At 74.0% G+C, this 17,920-nt stretch carries 10 protein-coding genes; 7 read left to right on the top strand and 3 right to left on the bottom strand.

Annotated elements, in window-relative coordinates; all coding sequences use genetic code 11:
* Nucleotides 1-85: 85 nt before the first annotated feature.
* Together ACH4VO_RS06150 and ACH4VO_RS06145 are read right to left on the bottom strand one after the other, a co-directional pair.
* Nucleotides 86-877, bottom strand: a complete 792-nt coding sequence (locus ACH4VO_RS06150; protein WP_360995775.1) for an ABC transporter ATP-binding protein — start codon at nucleotides 875-877, stop codon at nucleotides 86-88.
* Nucleotides 870-1,808: an ABC transporter permease gene (locus ACH4VO_RS06145; protein WP_360995772.1), complete on the bottom strand. Its 939-nt coding sequence runs from the start codon at nucleotides 1,806-1,808 to the stop codon at nucleotides 870-872. The genes ACH4VO_RS06150 and ACH4VO_RS06145 overlap by 8 nt, the downstream gene beginning before the upstream one ends.
* Nucleotides 1,809-1,956: 148 nt before the next feature.
* Here ACH4VO_RS06145 and ACH4VO_RS06140 point away from each other — a divergent pair, with 148 nt between their 5' ends.
* A complete protein-coding gene (locus ACH4VO_RS06140; RefSeq protein WP_360995769.1) occupies nucleotides 1,957-2,562 on the top strand; it encodes a TetR/AcrR family transcriptional regulator in 606 nt (201 codons plus the stop codon).
* A 55-nt stretch (nucleotides 2,563-2,617) separates the two neighbouring features.
* Here ACH4VO_RS06140 and ACH4VO_RS06135 read toward each other — a convergent pair whose 3' ends face one another.
* Complete coding sequence (locus tag ACH4VO_RS06135; RefSeq protein ID WP_360995767.1) at nucleotides 2,618-6,337, bottom strand: CDP-glycerol glycerophosphotransferase family protein; 3,720 nt, start codon at nucleotides 6,335-6,337, stop codon at nucleotides 2,618-2,620.
* Nucleotides 6,338-6,437: 100 nt separating this feature from the next.
* Here ACH4VO_RS06135 and ACH4VO_RS06130 point away from each other — a divergent pair, with 100 nt between their 5' ends.
* The 6 genes from ACH4VO_RS06130 to ACH4VO_RS06105 all read left to right on the top strand — a co-directional run bounded on the left by ACH4VO_RS06130 (nucleotide 6,438) and on the right by ACH4VO_RS06105 (nucleotide 17,863).
* Complete coding sequence (locus ACH4VO_RS06130) at nucleotides 6,438-8,570, top strand: bifunctional glycosyltransferase family 2 protein/CDP-glycerol:glycerophosphate glycerophosphotransferase (RefSeq protein WP_360995765.1); 2,133 nt, start codon at nucleotides 6,438-6,440, stop codon at nucleotides 8,568-8,570.
* Nucleotides 8,571-8,662: 92 nt separating this feature from the next.
* Nucleotides 8,663-9,373 (top strand): class I SAM-dependent methyltransferase, encoded by a 711-nt coding sequence (locus ACH4VO_RS06125; protein WP_360995762.1) that lies wholly within the window; start codon nucleotides 8,663-8,665, stop codon nucleotides 9,371-9,373.
* 11 nt (nucleotides 9,374-9,384) lie between these two features.
* Nucleotides 9,385-10,278: a TylF/MycF/NovP-related O-methyltransferase gene (locus ACH4VO_RS06120; protein ID WP_360995759.1), complete on the top strand. Its 894-nt coding sequence runs from the start codon at nucleotides 9,385-9,387 to the stop codon at nucleotides 10,276-10,278.
* A gap of 105 nt (nucleotides 10,279-10,383) precedes the next feature.
* Nucleotides 10,384-13,857: a CDP-glycerol glycerophosphotransferase family protein gene (locus tag ACH4VO_RS06115; RefSeq protein WP_360995757.1), complete on the top strand. Its 3,474-nt coding sequence runs from the start codon at nucleotides 10,384-10,386 to the stop codon at nucleotides 13,855-13,857.
* Nucleotides 13,854-16,709 carry a CDP-glycerol:glycerophosphate glycerophosphotransferase gene (locus ACH4VO_RS06110; protein ID WP_360995755.1) on the top strand — a complete coding sequence of 952 codons (2,856 nt, stop codon included), beginning with the start codon at nucleotides 13,854-13,856 and terminating at the stop codon, nucleotides 16,707-16,709. The genes ACH4VO_RS06115 and ACH4VO_RS06110 overlap by 4 nt, the downstream gene beginning before the upstream one ends.
* Nucleotides 16,706-17,863: a glycosyltransferase gene (locus ACH4VO_RS06105; protein ID WP_360995753.1), complete on the top strand. Its 1,158-nt coding sequence runs from the start codon at nucleotides 16,706-16,708 to the stop codon at nucleotides 17,861-17,863. Before ACH4VO_RS06110 ends, ACH4VO_RS06105 begins: the two co-directional genes overlap by 4 nt.
* Nucleotides 17,864-17,920 lie beyond the last annotated feature (57 nt).

The following is a 17,920-nucleotide window of genomic DNA, read 5'->3' as shown; positions in this document are numbered from 1 at the left end:
CGGCCTGCCGGCCGCTCACGGACGAGACCGCCGGACGGGCCGATGGGGCCCGTCCGGCGGTCTCGTCATGTGCCGGGTCGTCGTGCTACGTGCGGGCCTTCGCGGGTGCGGTGAACTCCTCGTACGCCGCCACGACCACGTCGGCCGGGCCGTCCATCCGCAGGGTGCCCGCCTCCAGCCAGAGCGCCCGGTCGCAGGTCTCAGTGATCGACCTGTTGCTGTGGCTGACCAGGAAGACCGTTCCGGCCTCCTTGCGGAGCTCCATGATCCGGTCCTTGCTGCGCCGCTGGAACTTCGCGTCGCCGGTGGACAGGGCCTCGTCGATGAGCAGCACGTCGTGGCTCTTGGCGGCCGCGATGGAGAAGCGGAGCCGGGCTCCCATGCCCGAGGAGTACGTGCGCATCGGGAGCGTGATGAAGTCGCCCTTCTCGTTGATGCCGGAGAAGTCGACGATGTCCTGGTAGCGCTCGCGGATCTGCTCGCGCGTCATGCCCATGGCCAGGCCGCCGAGGACGACGTTGCGTTCCCCGGTCAGGTCGCTCATCAGCGCGGCGTTCACGCCCAGGAGCGAGGGCTGGCCCTGGGTGTGGATCCGGCCCTGCGACGGGGGGAGCAGCCCGGCGACGGCCTTGAGGAGCGTGGACTTCCCGGATCCGTTGGAGCCGATCAGTCCGATGGCCTCGCCCTTGTACGCGGCGAAGCTGACTCCCTTGACGGCGTGCACCTTGCGGGCGCCGCGCGGCTGCCGGCGCGAGACGATCCGGTTCAGGGCGGAGGTCGCGCTGCCCCTGCCGGTGCGGGCGCCGTTGACCGTGTAGGTGATGTGGACGTCGTCGACGACGACGGTGGGTACGCGGGTGTCAGGGGTCTCAGCCACGTCCGTAACGCTCCTCGGCCTTCCAGAAGTACACGAAACCGCCGATCCCGCAGACGAGCGCCCAGCCCGCCGCGACGGCCCATACGTGCGGGGGCATCTGATCGCGGGTGAAGCTGTCGATCAGCGCGTAGCGCATCAGGTCGATGTAGACCGCGGCCGGGTTGCACTCCAGCGCCAGCAGGACCAGGCGCGGAACCCTGTCCCCCGTGAGCAGGTTGTCGAGGCTCCACATCACGCCCGACGCGTACATCCACGTACGCAGGACGAAGGGCATCAGCTGGGCGATGTCGGGGGTCCTGGCGGCCAGCCGCGCCACGACCATGGACACCCCGGTGTTGAACAGGGCCTGCAGGGTGAGGGCGGGGATCGCGAGCAGCCAGGACGGCTGAGGGTACTGGCCGAAGGCGAGCAGGATCAGGAAGAGCGCGCCTAGCGAGAACATCAGCTGCTGGAGCTGCTGCAGGGCCAGGGCGATCGGCAGGGACGCGCGGGGGAAGTGCAGGGCGCGGACGAGTCCGGTGTTGCCGCTGATGGCCCGGGTGCCGGCCGTGATGGAGCTGGCGGTGAAGGTCCAGATGAAGACGCCGGTGACGAGGAAGGGCACGTAGTCGGGGACCCCGTGCTTGGTGTTCATCAGGACGCCGAAGATGAAGTAGTAGACCGTCGCGTTGAGCAGCGGGGTCATGATCTGCCAGATCTGGCCGAGCTTCGCCTGGCTGTACTGGGCGGTCAGCTTGGCGGTGGCGAACGCGGTGATGAAGTGCCGGCGGCCCCACAGCTGCCGTACGTACTGGGTGAGCGAGGGCCGGGCCCCGCTGACGGTCAGGCCGTGCCGGGCGGCGAGTGCGGCCAGCTCGCCGGGTTCGTACACCGGGAGGAGGGCAGGGGAGTCGGGGTCCACCGGGGCCGGCGGTGCTGCTGTCTGGCTCACCGTGATCGCTTTCGACGGGGGGAAGAGCAGGGCGAACGGTGCGGACGAGTACGGGCGGATGGGACGGCACCGTATCGTCGCAACGGCGACAGTAAAACGTCATGCGTCGCAACGCAACCGTTTCGTCGTCACGGTCTATCATTCGGAGATGACCAGCGAACGACGAACCGGGCGCCGAACCCCCGCGGGAGCCGCCGTGCTGCGCGAGGACGTGACCGACGCCATCCGCGCTGCCGTGTTCGAGGAGCTGGCCGCGGTCGGTTTCGCGCGGATGTCGATCGAGGGCATCGCCCGGCGCGCGGGCGTCGGCAAGACGGCGGTCTACCGCCGCTGGAAGTCCAAGCTCCACCTCGTCCTCGACCTGGTCGCGGCCATGGCGTCCCAGGGCATGCCGGCGCCGGCGACCGGTTCGCTGTACGGAGACGTGCGCGCGGTCCTCGAACTGGCCGCGTACGCCCTGCGCCACCCCGTCGCCTCCCAGGTGATCCCCGACCTGCTGGTCGAGGCGGCCCGCAACCCGGAGATCTCCGGCGCCATCAAGGCCGCTCTGCTGGACCCGCAGCAGGGGATGGCCGCCGTGGTCGTACGGGCGGCGGTGGCCCGGGGCGAACTGCCCGAGGGCAGCGATCCGGACCGGGCGCTGGACCTGATCGTCGGGCCGCTCTACTGGCGCCTCGTGGTGGTGCGCGGCGACCTTCCTCAGGGCTACCTGGACGACCTGGCCGCCTCGGCGGTCCGGGCGCTCAAGGGCTGAGAACCGGCCGGGTGCCGGGCGGCCGCCGGCCTCCCGGGCGTCCACGGGCGCTGCCTCAGGGGCGGTCGGCGAGGAGCCGGTCCGCGACGCGCCGCGCCGCACCGCCGTCGTCGAGGTCGCAGAACTCCCTCCGGAAGCCCTCGTGCGCGTCCGGGTGGGCGTCCGCCCACGTCCCGGGTGACCGCAGGGCTCGTACGACCTCGTCCGTGGTGGCGAGCAGCGGCCCCGGGGCCCGGGCCTCGAAGTCGAGGCAGAAGCCGCGCACGGTGTCGCGGTAGTGCTCCAGGTCGTAGGTGTGGAAGAGCATCGGCCGGCCGGTGAGGGCGAAGTCGAAGACCAGGCCGGAATAGTCGGTGACGAGCACGTCGGCGATCAGCAGCAGCTCGGTGGTGTCCGGGTGCGCCGACATGTCGCGCAGGCCCGGTACCGGCGGCACGCTGCCCGTCACCTGCGGGTGCCGGCGGACCAGCACGGTGGTGCGGCCGTCGAGCGAGCGCGCCAGCGCGGCCAGGTCGAGCGCGGGATCCCAGCGGTACAGCGGGGGCGAGCCCGCCGGCACGCTGCCCGGCGCGTGCGCCAGGTGGTCGCGGTACGTCGGGGCGTACAGCACCACCCGGTGCTCGTCCGGGACGCCCAGCCGCTGGCGCACCCGCTCGGCCGCCTTGTCCCGGCCCGGCGCGAGGAGCAGGTCGGCGGCGGGGGAGCCTGCCTCCAGCACCTCGCCGCGGTAGGCCAGGGCACGGCGCAGATGAGGGGTGGCGAAGCCGCTGGGGGAGACCAGGACCGACCACTGCGCCGAGCGGTGCGCCAGCGAGGCGAGGTCCTGGTGGTCGGCGTACAGGGAGTCGGCGAGGTCCAGCCCGAAGCGGCCGAGCGGTGAGCCGTGCCAGGTCTGCACGACGGTCTGGCCGGGGCGCCGTTCGAACCACGTGGGCAGCATGCCGGCGGCGACGATGCGGCGGGCCCGTGCCAGGGCCTCGTACCAAGCGGTGCTGTGCGCCACCACGGGGACGGCGGTCGGGGGCACCTGGGCGGCCGCGCCCGCCGAGCCGTCGGTGACCCAGAGGTGCTCGACGTCGGCGCTCCGGCGCACGAGCTCGGCGTGGACGGCGCGCGAGCCCCCTCCGGCGGTGAGGCCGGGGTGCAGACCCGTGTACAGGACGGCGTCACGGAGCGGGAGCCGGCGCTGCGCCGGGTGGTGCGCCGTACGCAGCAGACCCTGCCGGTACGCGCCCCGCTCGGCCGCGCCGAGCACCGGCTCACCGTGCACGGTCAGCCGGTCGCCGTGCCGCCGGTCGACGCGGAACGCGGCGCCGGCGGGGCGGACCGGCAGCCGCGCGGCGAGGGCGGCCGTCACCCGCACGGGCAGGCCGTCCAGGAGTACCTCCCACTCGCCCGCGCGGGGCGGGGGGACGAGGGTCGCGGAGAACCGGCCCTCCTGCCGCTCCACGGGGAGGCTCACGGTCTCGCCCAAGGCGCTGTGGCGCAGGACCAGGGCGCCGGGCGGGCCGTCGCCGGTGCCCGGGTGGTCTTGTCCGAGCGTTCCCCCGATGCGCGGCCCGCCCTCCGCCCCCGGTTCGGCCCGGTCCGCGCACGGAGGGCCCGCCATCTCCAGCACCAGCCTGCCCGAGGTGTCCGCCAGGGCCGGTGGCGGCAGGTCCGGGGTGGCGGCGAGCGGGACACGGGCACCTCCGGTCAGGAGCCGGACCCGCCACCGCGTCCCGGGCCGGGGGCCGGTTCCCCGGGCTTCTCCGGCCGCCCTGGCCTCCTGGGTCTCCTCGGCTTCTCCGGCCCCCTCGATCTCACGGGCCTCTTGGGTCTCCCGGGCTTCCCTGGCTTCTCCGGTCTCCGTGGCTTCTCCGGTCTTCCGGGTTTCTCCGGCCCCACCAGCCCCACCAGCCCCGCCAGGTGCGGCGCCCAGGTCCGCCGCGAGATCCGCGAGCGGAATCCTTACGGTGAACCGCTCGCCGTCCCCTTGCGGGTCGCTGTCTCCGTGCGGGTCGCCGTCCCCCCGCAGGTCGCCGGCCTCCTGCGGGTCGTCGCCCTGGTGCGGATCTCCGTCCCCCTCCCCAGCGTGCCCCCCGTGCCCCGCGTGCCCCGCAGGATCCCCGCGCCGCACCGGACAGCTGTGCTCCGCCGATCCGGCGCGGGTCAGGACCAGGGCCGTGGGCCGGGCGCCGGCGTACAGCCGGCCGGTCAGTTCCAGGGTGCCGTCCGGCCCCGCGTGGTGGCCGTCGGCCAGGGCCGGAAGTTGTTCCACGGTCAGCTCGAGCCGGCCGTCCCGGTAACCGAGCACCGCCCGCCGTCCGCCGTCCAGGTCGCGCACCAGCGGCTGGGCGGCGGCGGCCTCCACCGCGCGCAGGGCCGCCCGCCGGACGGCACCGCGCCCGGCCACCACCACGCCCACCTGCCAGGTGCCCGGGCCGAGCCGGTCCGGATCCAGGACCATCTCGAAGCCCGCATGGTCGTAACAGTGCAGTTCCTGGCCCGAGTCGGCGGTCGCCGCCGGCATCAGGACCGTGCGTACGGGCACGGGCCGCAGCCGCCTGCCCCCCGCCTCCCGCACCAGCCCCGCCGTGAGCGAGTGCCGGGCCGCCCGTACCGGGAGGTTGCGGATGTACGCGTATCCGCGCAACCTCAGCTTCCCGTCCTCGCCCCAGGACGCCTCCACCAGCCGCGCCACGGCGGGCAGGTCCCCCCGGCCGATCCGTACACCGGTGCTGCCCGGGCCGCCCGGGACGGCGGGGTGCGCCGCCCGCCGCCGGCCGGGGAGCCCCTGGACCGCGAACGTGCCTGTCCCGTTGGCCCGTTCGAAGGCGAGGACGGCCAGCAGCTCCTCCAGCCTGCGTTCGCGTACGAGCTGCCACCTGAGACGCGCCTCGGCCGGCAGCCCGGCCGTGACGGAACTGCCCGCCCGGTCGAGGAAGGCACCCGCGTCCGCCATGAACGCCGCACGGTAGGAGGATCCGCCCATCGGCAGGCCCTCCAGGAAGTACACGAAGTCGTCGCGCAGGCAGGACGTGTCGTACAGCCGTCGCTGCGCGGGGTCGCGGTCCGCCAGGAAGGCGCTGACCTGCTCGCAGGCCGCGATGCGGTCCCGTACACCCCGTACGTCCGTGCGCCGCCGGGTGATCGAGCCCTCCCTGACGCGCCACTGGTAGACGTGGTCGCGGAGCACGTCCACCGCGGTGGCGAGGTAGTGCGCGGGGATCATCACGGGGGTGTCCTCGTAGAGCCGGCCCACCGGGAAGGTGAAGGCGTGCCGGTCCCAGAAGGCGCGCCGGAACACCTTGTTCCAGGCGACCCGGTCGGCCAGTAGCCGTGGGTCGCGGGTGATGTGCGTACGAGGGTGGTCGGCCGTCAGCCAGCGGTACTGCCAGGCCTGTTGCCGGCCCTGTCCGGTGAGCCGCCAGACGTTGCCCGTGACCAGGTCCGAGCCGGTCGACTCCAGGGAGGCGACCATCCGTTCGTAGGCGTCATGGACGACGACGTCGTCGCTGTCCGCGAACGCCAGGTAGGGCACGCCGGGTGTGGTGCGGGCGACCCCCGTGTTGCGCGCGGCACTCAGTCCCGCGTTGGCCTGGCGCACGCAGCGGAAGCGGTCGTCGCGGGCCGCGAACTCCTCCGCGATCCTGCCGCTGCCGTCCGTCGATCCGTCGTCGACGAGGACCACCTCCACGGCGTCCAGGGACTGGCCGGCCAGGGAGGCGAGGCATTCCTCCAGATACTCCTCGACGTTGTGCACGGGGACGACGACGCTGAGGAGTGGCTTCATGGACGGATCAACCCGGGGGAGCCGTCCGGGTCACCGGAGCTGACCCGAACGGATGAATGTGCGACACGGAGGGGTGTGTCGCGCACTACGCTCCGCTGCCATGCTCGTCAGTGTCGTCATGCCCGTCCACCGCGTCCAGGGATACCTGAGGGCGGCCGTCGAATCCCTGCTCGGCCAGTGCGACGGGGGCTGGGAGCTGATCGCCGTCGGCGCCGGCCCGCCCGACGGGGGCCTGGCCATCGCGCGGGAGTTCGCGGACCGTGACCCCCGGGTACGGGTGGTCGGGGAGCCGGCGGGAAGCCCCCGCGGCCCGGCCGCGGCCCGCAACGCCGGAGTGGCCGAGGCGCGTGGCGCGTACCTGCTCTTCCTCGACGGCGACGACCTGCTGCTGCCGGGCGCGGCCCGGGAGATCACCGCGCGGCTGTCCCCGGAGCGGCCCGCCGCGCCCCCCGCCGCGGAGCGCCCGAGCAGTCTCGTGCGTCCGGCCCCCGAGCGGCCCGGCGGCCCCCCGCGGCCGGACCCGGAGCGGCCGGAGACACCCTCCCAGGTGTGCGCGGGGCCGCCCGACGTGCTCCGCCTCGGCCACGACCGCCTCGACTGGTGGGGGCGTACGGAACCCGGGGACGCCCTCCCCGCCGCCCGCAACCAGCTGTTCCGCCGCGCCTTCTGGACCGCGCACGATCTGGCCTTCGCCGAGGAGGACGGCCCGTACGACGACGTCGTGCCCGTCCACCGCGCGGCCTTCCTCGCCTCCGACGCCGGCACCCTCGCCACGCTGGACCGGATCTGCGTACGCCACCGTCTGCGGCGCACCGGCACCTTCGCGACCGAACCCGGGCGCCGGCACTTCGCCGTGATCGGCGCCTACGAGCGGCTGGCCGCCGGGACCGGCGGCGACCCGCGGGTCCTGCCCGCGCGCACCGCCCACCTGCGGGCCGTGCTCGACGACCCGGGCCGGATCGCCCCCGGCGACCGCGCGGCCTTCTTCCGGGCGGCCGGACTCCCGGGCCGGTACGCCGCGTACCGGGCGAAGGAGGCCGCCCGGGCACAACGCACCCGGGCCGGGACCGCGCTGCTCGCGGCCCGCAGGACCCTGCGCGCCCGGGTGATGAGGGCCGCCTACCGAGCCGACCTGCACCGGCCGCTCGACCCGTGCCTCGCGGTCTACGGGGCCTACTGGAACCGCGGCGTCGCCTGCAACCCCGCGGCGGTCTACGACAAGGCCCGTGAACTCGTCCCGCACATCCGGGGGGTGTGGGTCGTCTCCTCCCGCCACCGCGACCGGATGCCGCCCGGCGTGCCGTACGTGATCGAGGGGTCGCGCGCCTACTGGCGGACCATGGCCACCGCCACCTACCTCGTCAACAACTCCAGCTTCCCCGGCGGCTTCACCAAGCGTCCCGGCCAGATCTACCTGCAGACCCACCACGGGACCCCGCTCAAGACCATGGGCCTGGACCAGCACCCGTACCCCGCCCTCACCAACGGGGTGAGCTTCGAACGGATCGTGGCGCACACCGACCAGTGGGACTTCAGCCTCTCCGCCAACCCGCACACCACCGAGGTCTGGGACCGCGTCTACCCCTCCTCGTACGAGCACCTGCCGTTCGGCTACCCGCGCAACGACGTCTTCTTCACCGCGACGCCGGAGCGGACCGAGAAGATCCGGGCCGGACTCGGTATCGCGCCCGGCAGGACCGTCCTGCTGTACGCGCCGACCCACCGCGACTACCGCCGGGGCTTCCTCCCCCGGCTGGACCTGGAACGGCTCAGCCGCGAACTGGGCGAGGAGTACGTGGTGCTGGTGCGGGCCCACTACTTCTACGGGCGCTCGGCAGGCCGGCTCGGGGGGGACGGGGTCATCGACGTCACCGCGTACCCCAGGACCGAGGAACTCTGCCTCGCCGCCGACGCGTTGATCACCGACTACTCGTCCCTGATGTTCGACTACGCCTGCCTGGACCGCCCGATCATCACCTACGCGCCGGACTGGGAGGCCTACCGGGCCGCGCGCGGCACCTACGTCGATCTCCTCTCCGGCCGCCCCGGCGACACCCCGGGGGCCGTCGCCACCACGGAGGACGGGCTGCGGGACGTGCTGCGGACGGGGGCCTGGCGCTCACCCGGGGCGGCCGAGCTGCGCGCCGCGTTCCGCCGGCGCTTCTGCCCGTACGACGACGGGCACGCGGCGGAACGCGTGGTGCGCCGGGTCTTCCCCGTCGGGCCCGGCTGATCGCCCGGCATCACCCGTACGGGGCGTCCCCTGCGCGGCCCGCCGTCGTTGTCCTCAACAGCGCGCGTACACGGCAACGTTGGGAGAACGCCATGCACCGGTCCGCCTACGAGCAGATGGAACTCTGTGTCCGGGAGTATCTGCCCACGTCCGGCAGGCACCGCGTCGTGGACCTCGGCTCACGGATCTCGGGCAAGCAGACCCGCACCCACAGGGGGCTGCTGGCGGACCACGACATCGACTACGTCGGGGTCGACGTGCTCGACGGGCCCAACGTGGACGCGGTGATGACCCGGCCCTACCGCATCCCCGTCAGGTCGGGCACCGCCGACGTGGTCCTGTCCGGTCAGGCGTTCGAGCACATTCCCTTCTTCTGGGTGACGATGCTGGAGATCGCCCGCGTGCTGAGGCCCGGTGGTCACGCCTTCATCACCGCCCCCTCGCGCGGTCACGTCCACGACGCGCAGGACTGCTGGCGCTACTACCCCGACGGCTTCCGCGCGATGGCCGCCCACTCGCGCCTCGAACTCCGCGAGGCCTACACGGACTTCCCGCCGGCCAAGGGCATCTGGCACGACTACCGGTCCATCGACGCGAAGGCCGCCTACTGGGGCGACTCCGTCGGTGTCTTCCGCAAGCCGCTGCGCTACCCCCGGCTGACCATGCTCGCCGTGCGGGAGACGGCGGTCTGGTGGGCCAACCGGGTCGGCGGGGTGGACCGGGTGCCACTGCCCCGCCCGCTGGACGGCCGGGACCGGTGCGGGCGGCCGGAGAGCCCCGCGGCCGCATCAACCACAGGTTGACGAAAGGTGACATGGGCCGCAAAGCGCGCGTACTGTCCGGCGGCATGGCTTGGCGCAACGCCGTCAACGGCGTCCTACAGCAACTCACCGGATACCAGCTCAGGCGCGCGACCGTGCCCGCCCCCCGCACCGCCCCGGCGGCGGGGACCGAGCAGACCACTCCGTCGGTGAAGCAGCCCGCGGCCGCGGAACCGGCCCCGGCGAAGCGGCCCGTCGCGGCGAAGAAGCCGCAGTTCCCCGCGGACTACGACGACGAGGCGAAGGACATCATCCGTGCGGTCAAGCCGTACACGATGACCTCCCCGGAGCGGCTCAACGCCTTCGTCCTCGCGACCCGGCATATCGTCAGGCACGACATCCCCGGTGACATCGTGGAATGCGGTGTGTGGCGCGGGGGTTCCATGCAGGCCTGCGCGAAGACGCTGCTCTCGCTCGGCGAGACCGGGCGCGACCTGTACCTCTTCGACACGTACGAGGGCATGACGCCGCCCACCGCGGAGGACCTGCGGCGCGACGGCCGCCCCGCCCGGGAACTCCTGGACGCGCAGGGCAAGGACCGGCCCATCTGGGCGGTGGCCTCGCTGGAGGACGTCAAGGCCGGCTTCGCGCAGGTGCCCTATCCGAAGGACCGCGTCCACTACGTGCGGGGCAAGGTCGAGGACACCGTCCCGGACCTCGCCCCGGAGCGGATCTCGATCCTCCGGCTGGACACCGACTGGTACGCCTCGACCAAGCACGAACTGCGGCACCTGTACTCCCGCCTGGTGAGCGGCGGGGTCCTCCTCATCGACGACTACGGCTACTGGCAGGGCTCCCGCCAGGCGGTGGACGAGTTCCTGGAGGAGACCGGGGAGCGGCTGCTGCTGCTGCGCATGGACGAGGGCCGCATCGCCGTCAAACCCTGACCGGCCGGTACGCGTCGTGAGTCCCGTGCCTCCCCGGCGCGGGACTCGTTCGTTATGCAGAAGACCAGTTGACCCCCGTCCGCCCGGAAGGATCGTGCGCAGCGCATGGCACCCCGTCTCACCGTCGTCGTCCCGCTCCACAACGTCGAGGAGTACCTCGGAGCCTGCCTCGAGTCGCTGGCCGCGCAGACCATGGCCGACCTGGAGGTCGTCATGGTCGACGACGGCTCGACGGACAACAGTGCCGACGTGGCGATGGAGTTCGCCCGCGGGGACACCCGCTTCCGGCTGATCAGGCAGGAGAACGCCGGACTCGGCGCCGCCCGCAACGCGGGCGCCGGCCAGGCCCATCCCGACGGGCGGTACCTGACGTTCGTCGACAGCGACGACGTCGTACCGGCCGGTGCCTACGCCCGGATGCTGGCCGAACTCGACTCCTCCGGCTCCGACTTCGCGACCGGCAACGTCCTGCGGCTCCGGGCCGGCGGCGTGCTCGAACAGTCCCCGATGTTCCGCAGGCCGATGGAGACCCACCGCCGGGCCACCCACGTCACCCGGGACTGGGTCCTGCTCGGCGACCGCATCGCCTGCAACAAGGTGTTCCGCCGGTCCTTCTGGGACGGGCACGCCTTCGCGTTCCCGACCGGGGTCCTGTACGAGGACATCGCCGTGGTCCTCCCCGCCCACTTCCTCGCCCGGAGCGTCGACGTCGTCGAGGAACCCGTCTACCACTGGCGGGACCGGGACGGCTCGATCACCACCCGGCGCGCGGTGGCCCGCGGAATCCGCGACCGCGTCACGGCGGTCTCCACCGTCAGCCGGTTCCTTGCGGAGCGGGGCATGACCGAGGCCCGGCGGCGCTACGACGAACACGTGCTCTCCGGTGACCTGTGGCTGTTCATGGAGGCCCTCCCGGACGGCGACGCCGACTTCCACGAGGCCTTCCTCACGCACGCCAACGCCTTCGCCGACACCGTCGAACCCGCCGTCCTGGCCGGGCTGCCCCTGCACCTGCGGGTCAAGTGGCAGCTCATCCGGGAACGCCGGACGGCCGAGCTGCTCGCGGTCCTGGCCCACGGGTCCAGGGATCGGGACACCTTCCACGTCCGGGGCCTGCTCCGCCCGAGGGCCCAGTACCCGGGTGTCGAGGGCCCCCTCCCGCGCCGGGTCACCGCCCTGTCCGCGGCGGACCTCCCGGTGCACGCGCACCTCACCGAGGCGGTGTGGCGGGACGGGAAGCTGCACCTGAAGGGGTACGCGTACGTCCGCAACGCCCCGGGCAGGTCGGCCGGGGCCGGCTGGCTCAGGTCGGGCCGGCGGGTGGTCCCGCTGCGGATGCGCAGGACGGTGACCGAGGAGGCCGCCGCCAGGTCGGGCCGCTCCGTGCACCGCTACGAGCGGTCCGGCTTCGAGACCGTGGTGGACCCGCGCAGGCTCGCCGCCAGGGGCTCCCGGACGGTCTGGAAGCTGGAGTCCGTGGTCGTCGCCGGTGGCCGGCCGCGCCGGGGCCCGATGCGGCTGCTCGGCAACCCGGCCGCACCCGCCGTGCGGTACACCGGCGAGCGCACCCGTATCGTCCCCGTGCTCAGCGGCAACAAGCTGGAGCTGCGTGCCGAGCGGATCGACGCGGTGCTCGCCGGGCACGCGCCGGCCGCCGCCGAGGACGGGCGGGGGGACGCCGTCCGGCCCGCGGTACGGATCGCGGTACGGGTCCTGGGCGCGGACGCGCTGACGGGCCTGACGGCCCTGCGCCTCCAGGAGTGGCGCACGAAGGAAACCCGGGAGTTCCCGCTGGCGGCGGGCGAGGGCCCGGACGGCCGTACCCTCCTCGCCGACGTGCCGCTCGACACCTTCCTGGGCGCCGACGGCGACTGGGGCGTCCAGCTGGTGGGCGCGGGCCGCAGGCTGACGGTCGCGGCCCGTCCCGAGACCGACGCCGGGCGATACCCGCTGGCCGGGGGCCGTGAGCTGTACGCGGCGGCCAACCCCTCCGGGGACCTCGTCCTCACCGACCGGGCCACGCAGCCCGTCGTCGCCCGCCTGTCCTGGCCCGACGGCGGCGCCCTCGCCCTGGAGGGGACCTTCCCCGGGGAGTCCGGACGGCCGCTCGAACTCGTCCTGCGCCACGCCGGGCACCAGGAGGAGACCGCCTTCGCCGTGGAGCGGACGGGGCCGGCATTCCGTACGGCGCTGACGCCGTCGGCCGTCGAGGGGACCGGCGGCGCGCTGCCGCTCGCGGAGGGCCGCTGGTACCCCTTCCTGAGGGAGCGGGGTGAGCGGGACCCGGAGCGCTACCTGCCGCTGCGCGTGGTTCCCCAGCTCCACGCCGCGCTGCCGGTGCACCGGGAGTCCGGCGGACGCCGTTTCACCCTGGAGCGCCGTTTCCACGACCGGCTGAGCCTGGAGTCCGGCAGCGCCCTGCCGCCGGGGGACCGGGGCGCGTACGGGCAGGCCCGGCTGCGCCGGGAGTACGCCACCGCGCGCACCCGGGGGCTGCGCGAGGCCGTGCTCTACTCCAGCTTCGACGGGCGCCAGTACTCCGACTCGCCCCGGGCCGTCCACGAGGAGCTGGCCCGCCGCGACACCGGCGTCGAGCACCTCTGGGTGGTGCGCGACCAGCAGGCCGCCGTGCCCGCGGGGGTGCGGGCCGTGGCCCTGCACAGCGCCGAGTGGCACGAGGCGCTGGCCCGCAGCCGCTGGATCGTCACCAACACCCAGCTGCCGGACTGGTTCGAGCGGGTGGACGGCCAGTTCGTCGTCCAGACCTGGCACGGCACCCCGCTCAAGCGCATCGGCCGCGACCTGGAGGGCAGCCCGCACGCCGACTCCGCGTACATGGCGTCCATGCCGGCGCGCGCTGCCCAGTGGAGCGTGCTCGTCTCGCCGAACACCTTCTCCACCCCCGTGCTGCGCCGCGCCTTCGGGTACACGGGCGAGGTCCTGGAGTGCGGCTACCCGCGCAACGACCTGCTGTACGCCCCCGAGCGGGCGAAGACGGCCGTCGCGGTACGGGAGGCGCTGGGCGTGCCCGACGGCAGGCGGGTGGTGCTGTACGCCCCCACCTGGCGGGAGGACCGGCCCAGGCGGAGCGGCCGGTACGGTCTCGATCTCCGGCTCGACCTGGAGCGGGCGGCCGAGGAACTGGGGGACGGCCACGTCCTGTTGGTGCGCCGCCACTACCTGGTCGGCGGGAGCGTCCCCGAGAGCGACTCCGTGCGTGACGTGTCGCGCTACCCGGACGTCGCCGAGCTGATGCTGATCAGCGACGCGCTGGTCACCGACTACTCGTCCCTGATGTTCGACTTCGCCCAGACCGGCCGCCCGATGCTCTTCCACACCTACGACCTGGAGCACTACCGCGACACCCTGCGCGGCTTCTGCTTCGACTTCGGGAACCGTGCGCCGGGCCCCCTCCTCACCACCTCGGCGGAGGTCGTCGAGGCGCTGCGCGACCCGGAGGCGGCGGTCGCGGGCCACCGCGAGGCGTACGCGCGCTTCCGCGAGTCCTTCTGCGACCTCGACGACGGCACGGCGTCGGCGCGGGTCGTGGACCGGATGCTGAAGGGGGCGGGGGCGTGAGCACTCCCGACGTCAGCTGTGTGATCACCGCGGGCGCGGGCGGGGAAGCCGCCCTGCGGGAGTCCGTGGAGTCCGTGCTCGACCAGTCGCTGCGCGCCGTCGAGGCCCTCGTCGTCCTGCCCGCCGACGGTGACGCCGCCCTCCGCGCGGCGTCCGGAGCGCTCGCCGGGCGGTCCGGGGGCAGGGTCCGTGTGCTCACCGCCGACGCGCCGGCGAGCGCCGTCGCCGTCCTGCGCAACACCGGGCTGGCCGCGGCGGCCGGCACGTACGTCCTCGTCCTCGACGACGGCGAACTCCTCCGGCGCCACGCCTGCCGCACCCTGTGGGAGGCCGGGTCCCGCACCGGCGCGGACCTCGTCGCCGGGCGCTGGAGCCGGCTGACCGGCGACGGGCCCAAGGAGCAGGAGCCGCCCTGGCAGCACACCCTGTTCGCCCGCTCCCGGACCGTGGAGCGGTTCACCGAGGCCCCCGAACTCGCCGTGCGAGACGCCCTGGTGACCGGTTTCTGCCTGCGGCGCCGGGCCCTGGAGCAGCACGGTCTGCGCTACGACGAGGAGCTCACCCACAGCGGGATCCTCTTCGGCCCCCTGGCCGCGGCGGTGGTCGGCCGGATCGCGCTCGTACGCCGCCGGATCGTCAGCCGGCGCGCCCTGCCCGACGGCGGCCGGGACCTCGCCGGACTGGTGGAGGCGCACCGCCGGGTCTGCCACGTCCTGGCCGCACAGGGTCCGACCGGGCTGCGCGGGGAACGGGACCGCGCGTTCCTGGGGGACCACCTCGTGCCGCTGGTGCGCACGTTCGTGCTGCGGCCCGCCGCCGAGCGCGACCGGATCACCGCGACGGCCGCCCGGGTGCTGCCCGCATGCGTTCCCGAGGAGGCGCTGCTCACCCTCCCGCCCGTGGAGCGCGCCGGCGTACGGCTGCTGGAGCGCGGCGATCCGGACGGAGTGCTCTCGGCGGCGTACGCGCTGCGCAGGCGGGGCACCGTGGCGGCGCCGCTCACCCTCGGCGGGGACGGGCGGGTGTACTGGGGGAGCGGGGACGACCCGGCGCTGGACGTCACCGCGCTCGGCCACCAGTACCGCACCTTCGGCGAACTGCGCCTGATGAACCGGGTCACCCGCTACGAGGCGGACGGCGGCAGGGTCCTGCTCGCGGGCCGGCTCGTCCTGCCCGGCCACACCGGCCCCGATCCGGACGGTCCCCTCACCGCCCACCTGGAGTTCCGGGTGCGGGACGGCGCGCGCACGTTCCGCTTCCCCGTCGACGAGCTGCGGCGCGACGCCACCGGGATCGCCTGGCGCACCCGGGTCCACCTGACCCGCGGGCTGCGCCCGTCCGGCGCCCGGGACACCGTGTGGGATGCCCGGATGGTGCTGGAGGACGGCCGTACCCGCTCGGTCACCGACCTGTTCGCCGCCCACGACCTGGTCGGCCCGGCGGACCGCTCGCCCGCTCTGCCCCGGCTGGGCCGCACGGCGGGGGACACCTGGCAGCCCTACGTCACGCTGAAGGACCACCTGGCGCTCCGACTCGACGCCCGGGGCCGCCCCGCCCGTACGGCGCGGCGGCTCGTCCACTACGCCACGCACTTCCGCCCCGCCCGCCGGGTGAGGCTCCTGCTGCGGGCCCTGCGCACCCGCCGGGACCGGCTGCACGCCCGCGGCTTCAAGGCCTCCGTCTACGACTCCTGGCTGCTCCGGCTGCCCGTACGCAAGGGGTCCGCGGTGTTCGAGAGCCACATGGGCAGGTGTTACGGCGACAGTCCCCGGGCCGTGTACGAGGAGGTGTGGCGCAGGGGACTGCCGCTGCGCTGCGTCTGGTCGTACGAGAGCTCCCCGGACGGATTCCCGACCGGTGCCCGGCTCGTCCGCCGGTGGTCCTGGCGGTATCTGTGGGCGCTCGCCCGGGCCGAGTTCTGGGTGGACAACCAGGGCTTCCCGCAGCAGCTGCGCAAGCCGTCCGGCACCACCTACCTGCAGACCTGGCACGGGTCGGCGTACAAGCGGATGGGCTTCGACGAGACGCGCGTGCGCCTGCAGAACGCCCCGCAGCGTGAGCGGCTCCAGCGGGCGGTGCACCGCTTCGACCACTTCCTCGTCCGCTCCGAGCACGACGTACGCACCCTGGCCCGCGCCTACCGGCTCCCGGAGGAGACCCTGCTGCGCACGGGGTACCCGCGTAACGACGCCCTGGTCGCGGCCCGCGCCCGGGACGAGGCGGAGGGGCGGCTTCCGCGGCCGCCGCTCGCGGCGGAGCTGGGGCTGCCCGACCACCGCGAGGTCGTGCTGTACGCGCCGACCTTCCGCGCCGTGGGCGGCAGGCGCAGGCGCCGTCCGCTGCTGCTGGACGCCGCACGCTTCGCGGAACGCTTCGGCGACCGGTACACGCTGCTGGTGCGGGCCCACTACCTGGAGGCGGCGAGCCTGCCGGTGTGCCCGCCCGGCACGGTCGTGGACGTCTCCGGCCACCACGACGTCAGCGAACTGCTCGCGCTCGCCGACGTCCTCGTCACCGACTACTCGTCGATCATGTTCGACTACGCGCTCCTGGACCGCCCGGTCGTCCTCTTCGCACCCGACCTCGACGCGTACGCCGCCGAGCGGGGCAGTTACTTCGACCTGCGGGAGAAGGCCCCCGGGCCGGTCGTCGGGACCGAGGACGAACTCTTCGCCGTGCTGGACCGGCTGAAGGCCGCGGACACCGGCTTCCAGGAACGTCGCGCCGCCTTCGCCGAGGAGTTCGGCGGCTACGACCGGGGGGACGCCGCCCGCGCGGTCGTGGACACCGTGTTCGCCCGGCACATCGGCCCGGCCCGCAGCAGGGCCCGTACCGGGGAGGCGGGCCGATGAGCCGCAGCCGTGAGGTCCGTGACGTCTTCGTCGTCTCCAACAGCACGGACGAGCTCGGCGGGGTGACGGCCTGGACGCACCGCACCGCCCGGCTGCTGCGGGAGCGGGGCCACCGGGTGCACGTCGTGGGGATCCACGCCTCCGCACTGAAGATGGCCCTGCCGGAGCCGCACGGCTACCCCGTCACGGCGCTGTACCCGGCCCATCCGCCGACGCCCTGGGCGCCCAAGGGGGTGCGGGACCGGCTCCGTCTCGCGGCCAGGCGGCGTGAGGCGGCCCGGGTGGCGGAGAAGCGGCGGGCCGTCGCACGGCTCTCGGAGATCCTCCGCACCGCACGGCCCGGCGGTGTGGTGATCGTCAGCCAGGTCTGGGCGATGGAGTGGGTCGGTGAGGCGGACACGTCCGGCCTGCGGGTCATCGGGATGAGTCACGAGTCCTACGACTACTCCCGGGCGAGCCACCGCTACCGCTGGATCAAGGACCACTACCGGAACCTCGACCGCTGGCTCGTCCTCACCGAGGAGGACGCCGACCTGTGGGCGGGGGACGGCATGGACAACGTCGGCTTCATGCCCAACGCCCTGGCGGCGCTGCCCGAAGTGCCCTCGCCCCGGCGGGAGAAGGCGGTCGCGAGCATCGGCAGGCTCACCGACCAGAAGGGCGTCGACATGCTTCTGGACACGTGGGCACTGGTCGCGCCCGAGCGCCCCGACTGGCGCCTGGACGTGTACGGGGCCGGCGAGGACGAGGCGGACCTCCGGGCCCTGTGCACGGATCTGGGACTGGACGGGTCGGTCCGCTGGAGGGGCCGCACGGACGATGTGCCCGGAGCGCTCGCGTCCTGTTCCGTCTTCGTCCAGTCCTCGCGCGGCGAGGGCTTCCCGCTCGCGCTGCTGGAGGCCATGGCGAGCGGGGTGCCGTGTGCGGCGTTCGACTGCGCGCCGGGCGTGCGGGAGATCGTGCGCGACGGTGAGGACGGGCTGCTCGCGCCCGCCGGTGACATCGGCGCGCTCGCGGACCGGCTGCTGCGGCTCACGGGCAACCCCCGGATGCGGGACGCGATGGGGGACCGGGCGCGGACCGCCGTCCAGCGGTTCTCCGAGGAGGAGATCATGGACCGCTGGGAGGACCTGTTCGCGTTCCTGGAGCGCTGAGCGGCGAGCGGCGAGCGGCGAGCGGCGAAGGTCGGTGGCGCCGGGCCGAGGGGGGTG

This window comes from Streptomyces sp. NPDC020780, assembly GCF_044334475.1.
Lineage (GTDB): Bacteria > Actinomycetota > Actinomycetes > Streptomycetales > Streptomycetaceae > Streptomyces.
The sequence above is the reverse complement of the archived record's forward strand: the minus strand, read 5'-3'. Positions and strand labels throughout refer to the sequence as shown.

What these genes read in the sequence shown, in the direction of transcription:
- ACH4VO_RS06140 (WP_360995769.1), top strand. Translation starts at nt 1,957, where the DNA reads ATGACCAGCGAACGACGAACCGGGCGCCGAACCCCCGCGGGAGCCGCC.
- ACH4VO_RS06135 (WP_360995767.1), bottom strand. Translation starts at nt 6,337, where the DNA reads ATGAAGCCACTCCTCAGCGTCGTCGTCCCCGTGCACAACGTCGAGGAG.
- ACH4VO_RS06130 (WP_360995765.1), top strand. Translation starts at nt 6,438, where the DNA reads ATGCTCGTCAGTGTCGTCATGCCCGTCCACCGCGTCCAGGGATACCTG.
- ACH4VO_RS06125 (WP_360995762.1), top strand. Translation starts at nt 8,663, where the DNA reads ATGCACCGGTCCGCCTACGAGCAGATGGAACTCTGTGTCCGGGAGTAT.
- ACH4VO_RS06120 (WP_360995759.1), top strand. Translation starts at nt 9,385, where the DNA reads ATGGGCCGCAAAGCGCGCGTACTGTCCGGCGGCATGGCTTGGCGCAAC.
- ACH4VO_RS06115 (WP_360995757.1), top strand. Translation starts at nt 10,384, where the DNA reads ATGGCACCCCGTCTCACCGTCGTCGTCCCGCTCCACAACGTCGAGGAG.
- ACH4VO_RS06105 (WP_360995753.1), top strand. Translation starts at nt 16,706, where the DNA reads ATGAGCCGCAGCCGTGAGGTCCGTGACGTCTTCGTCGTCTCCAACAGC.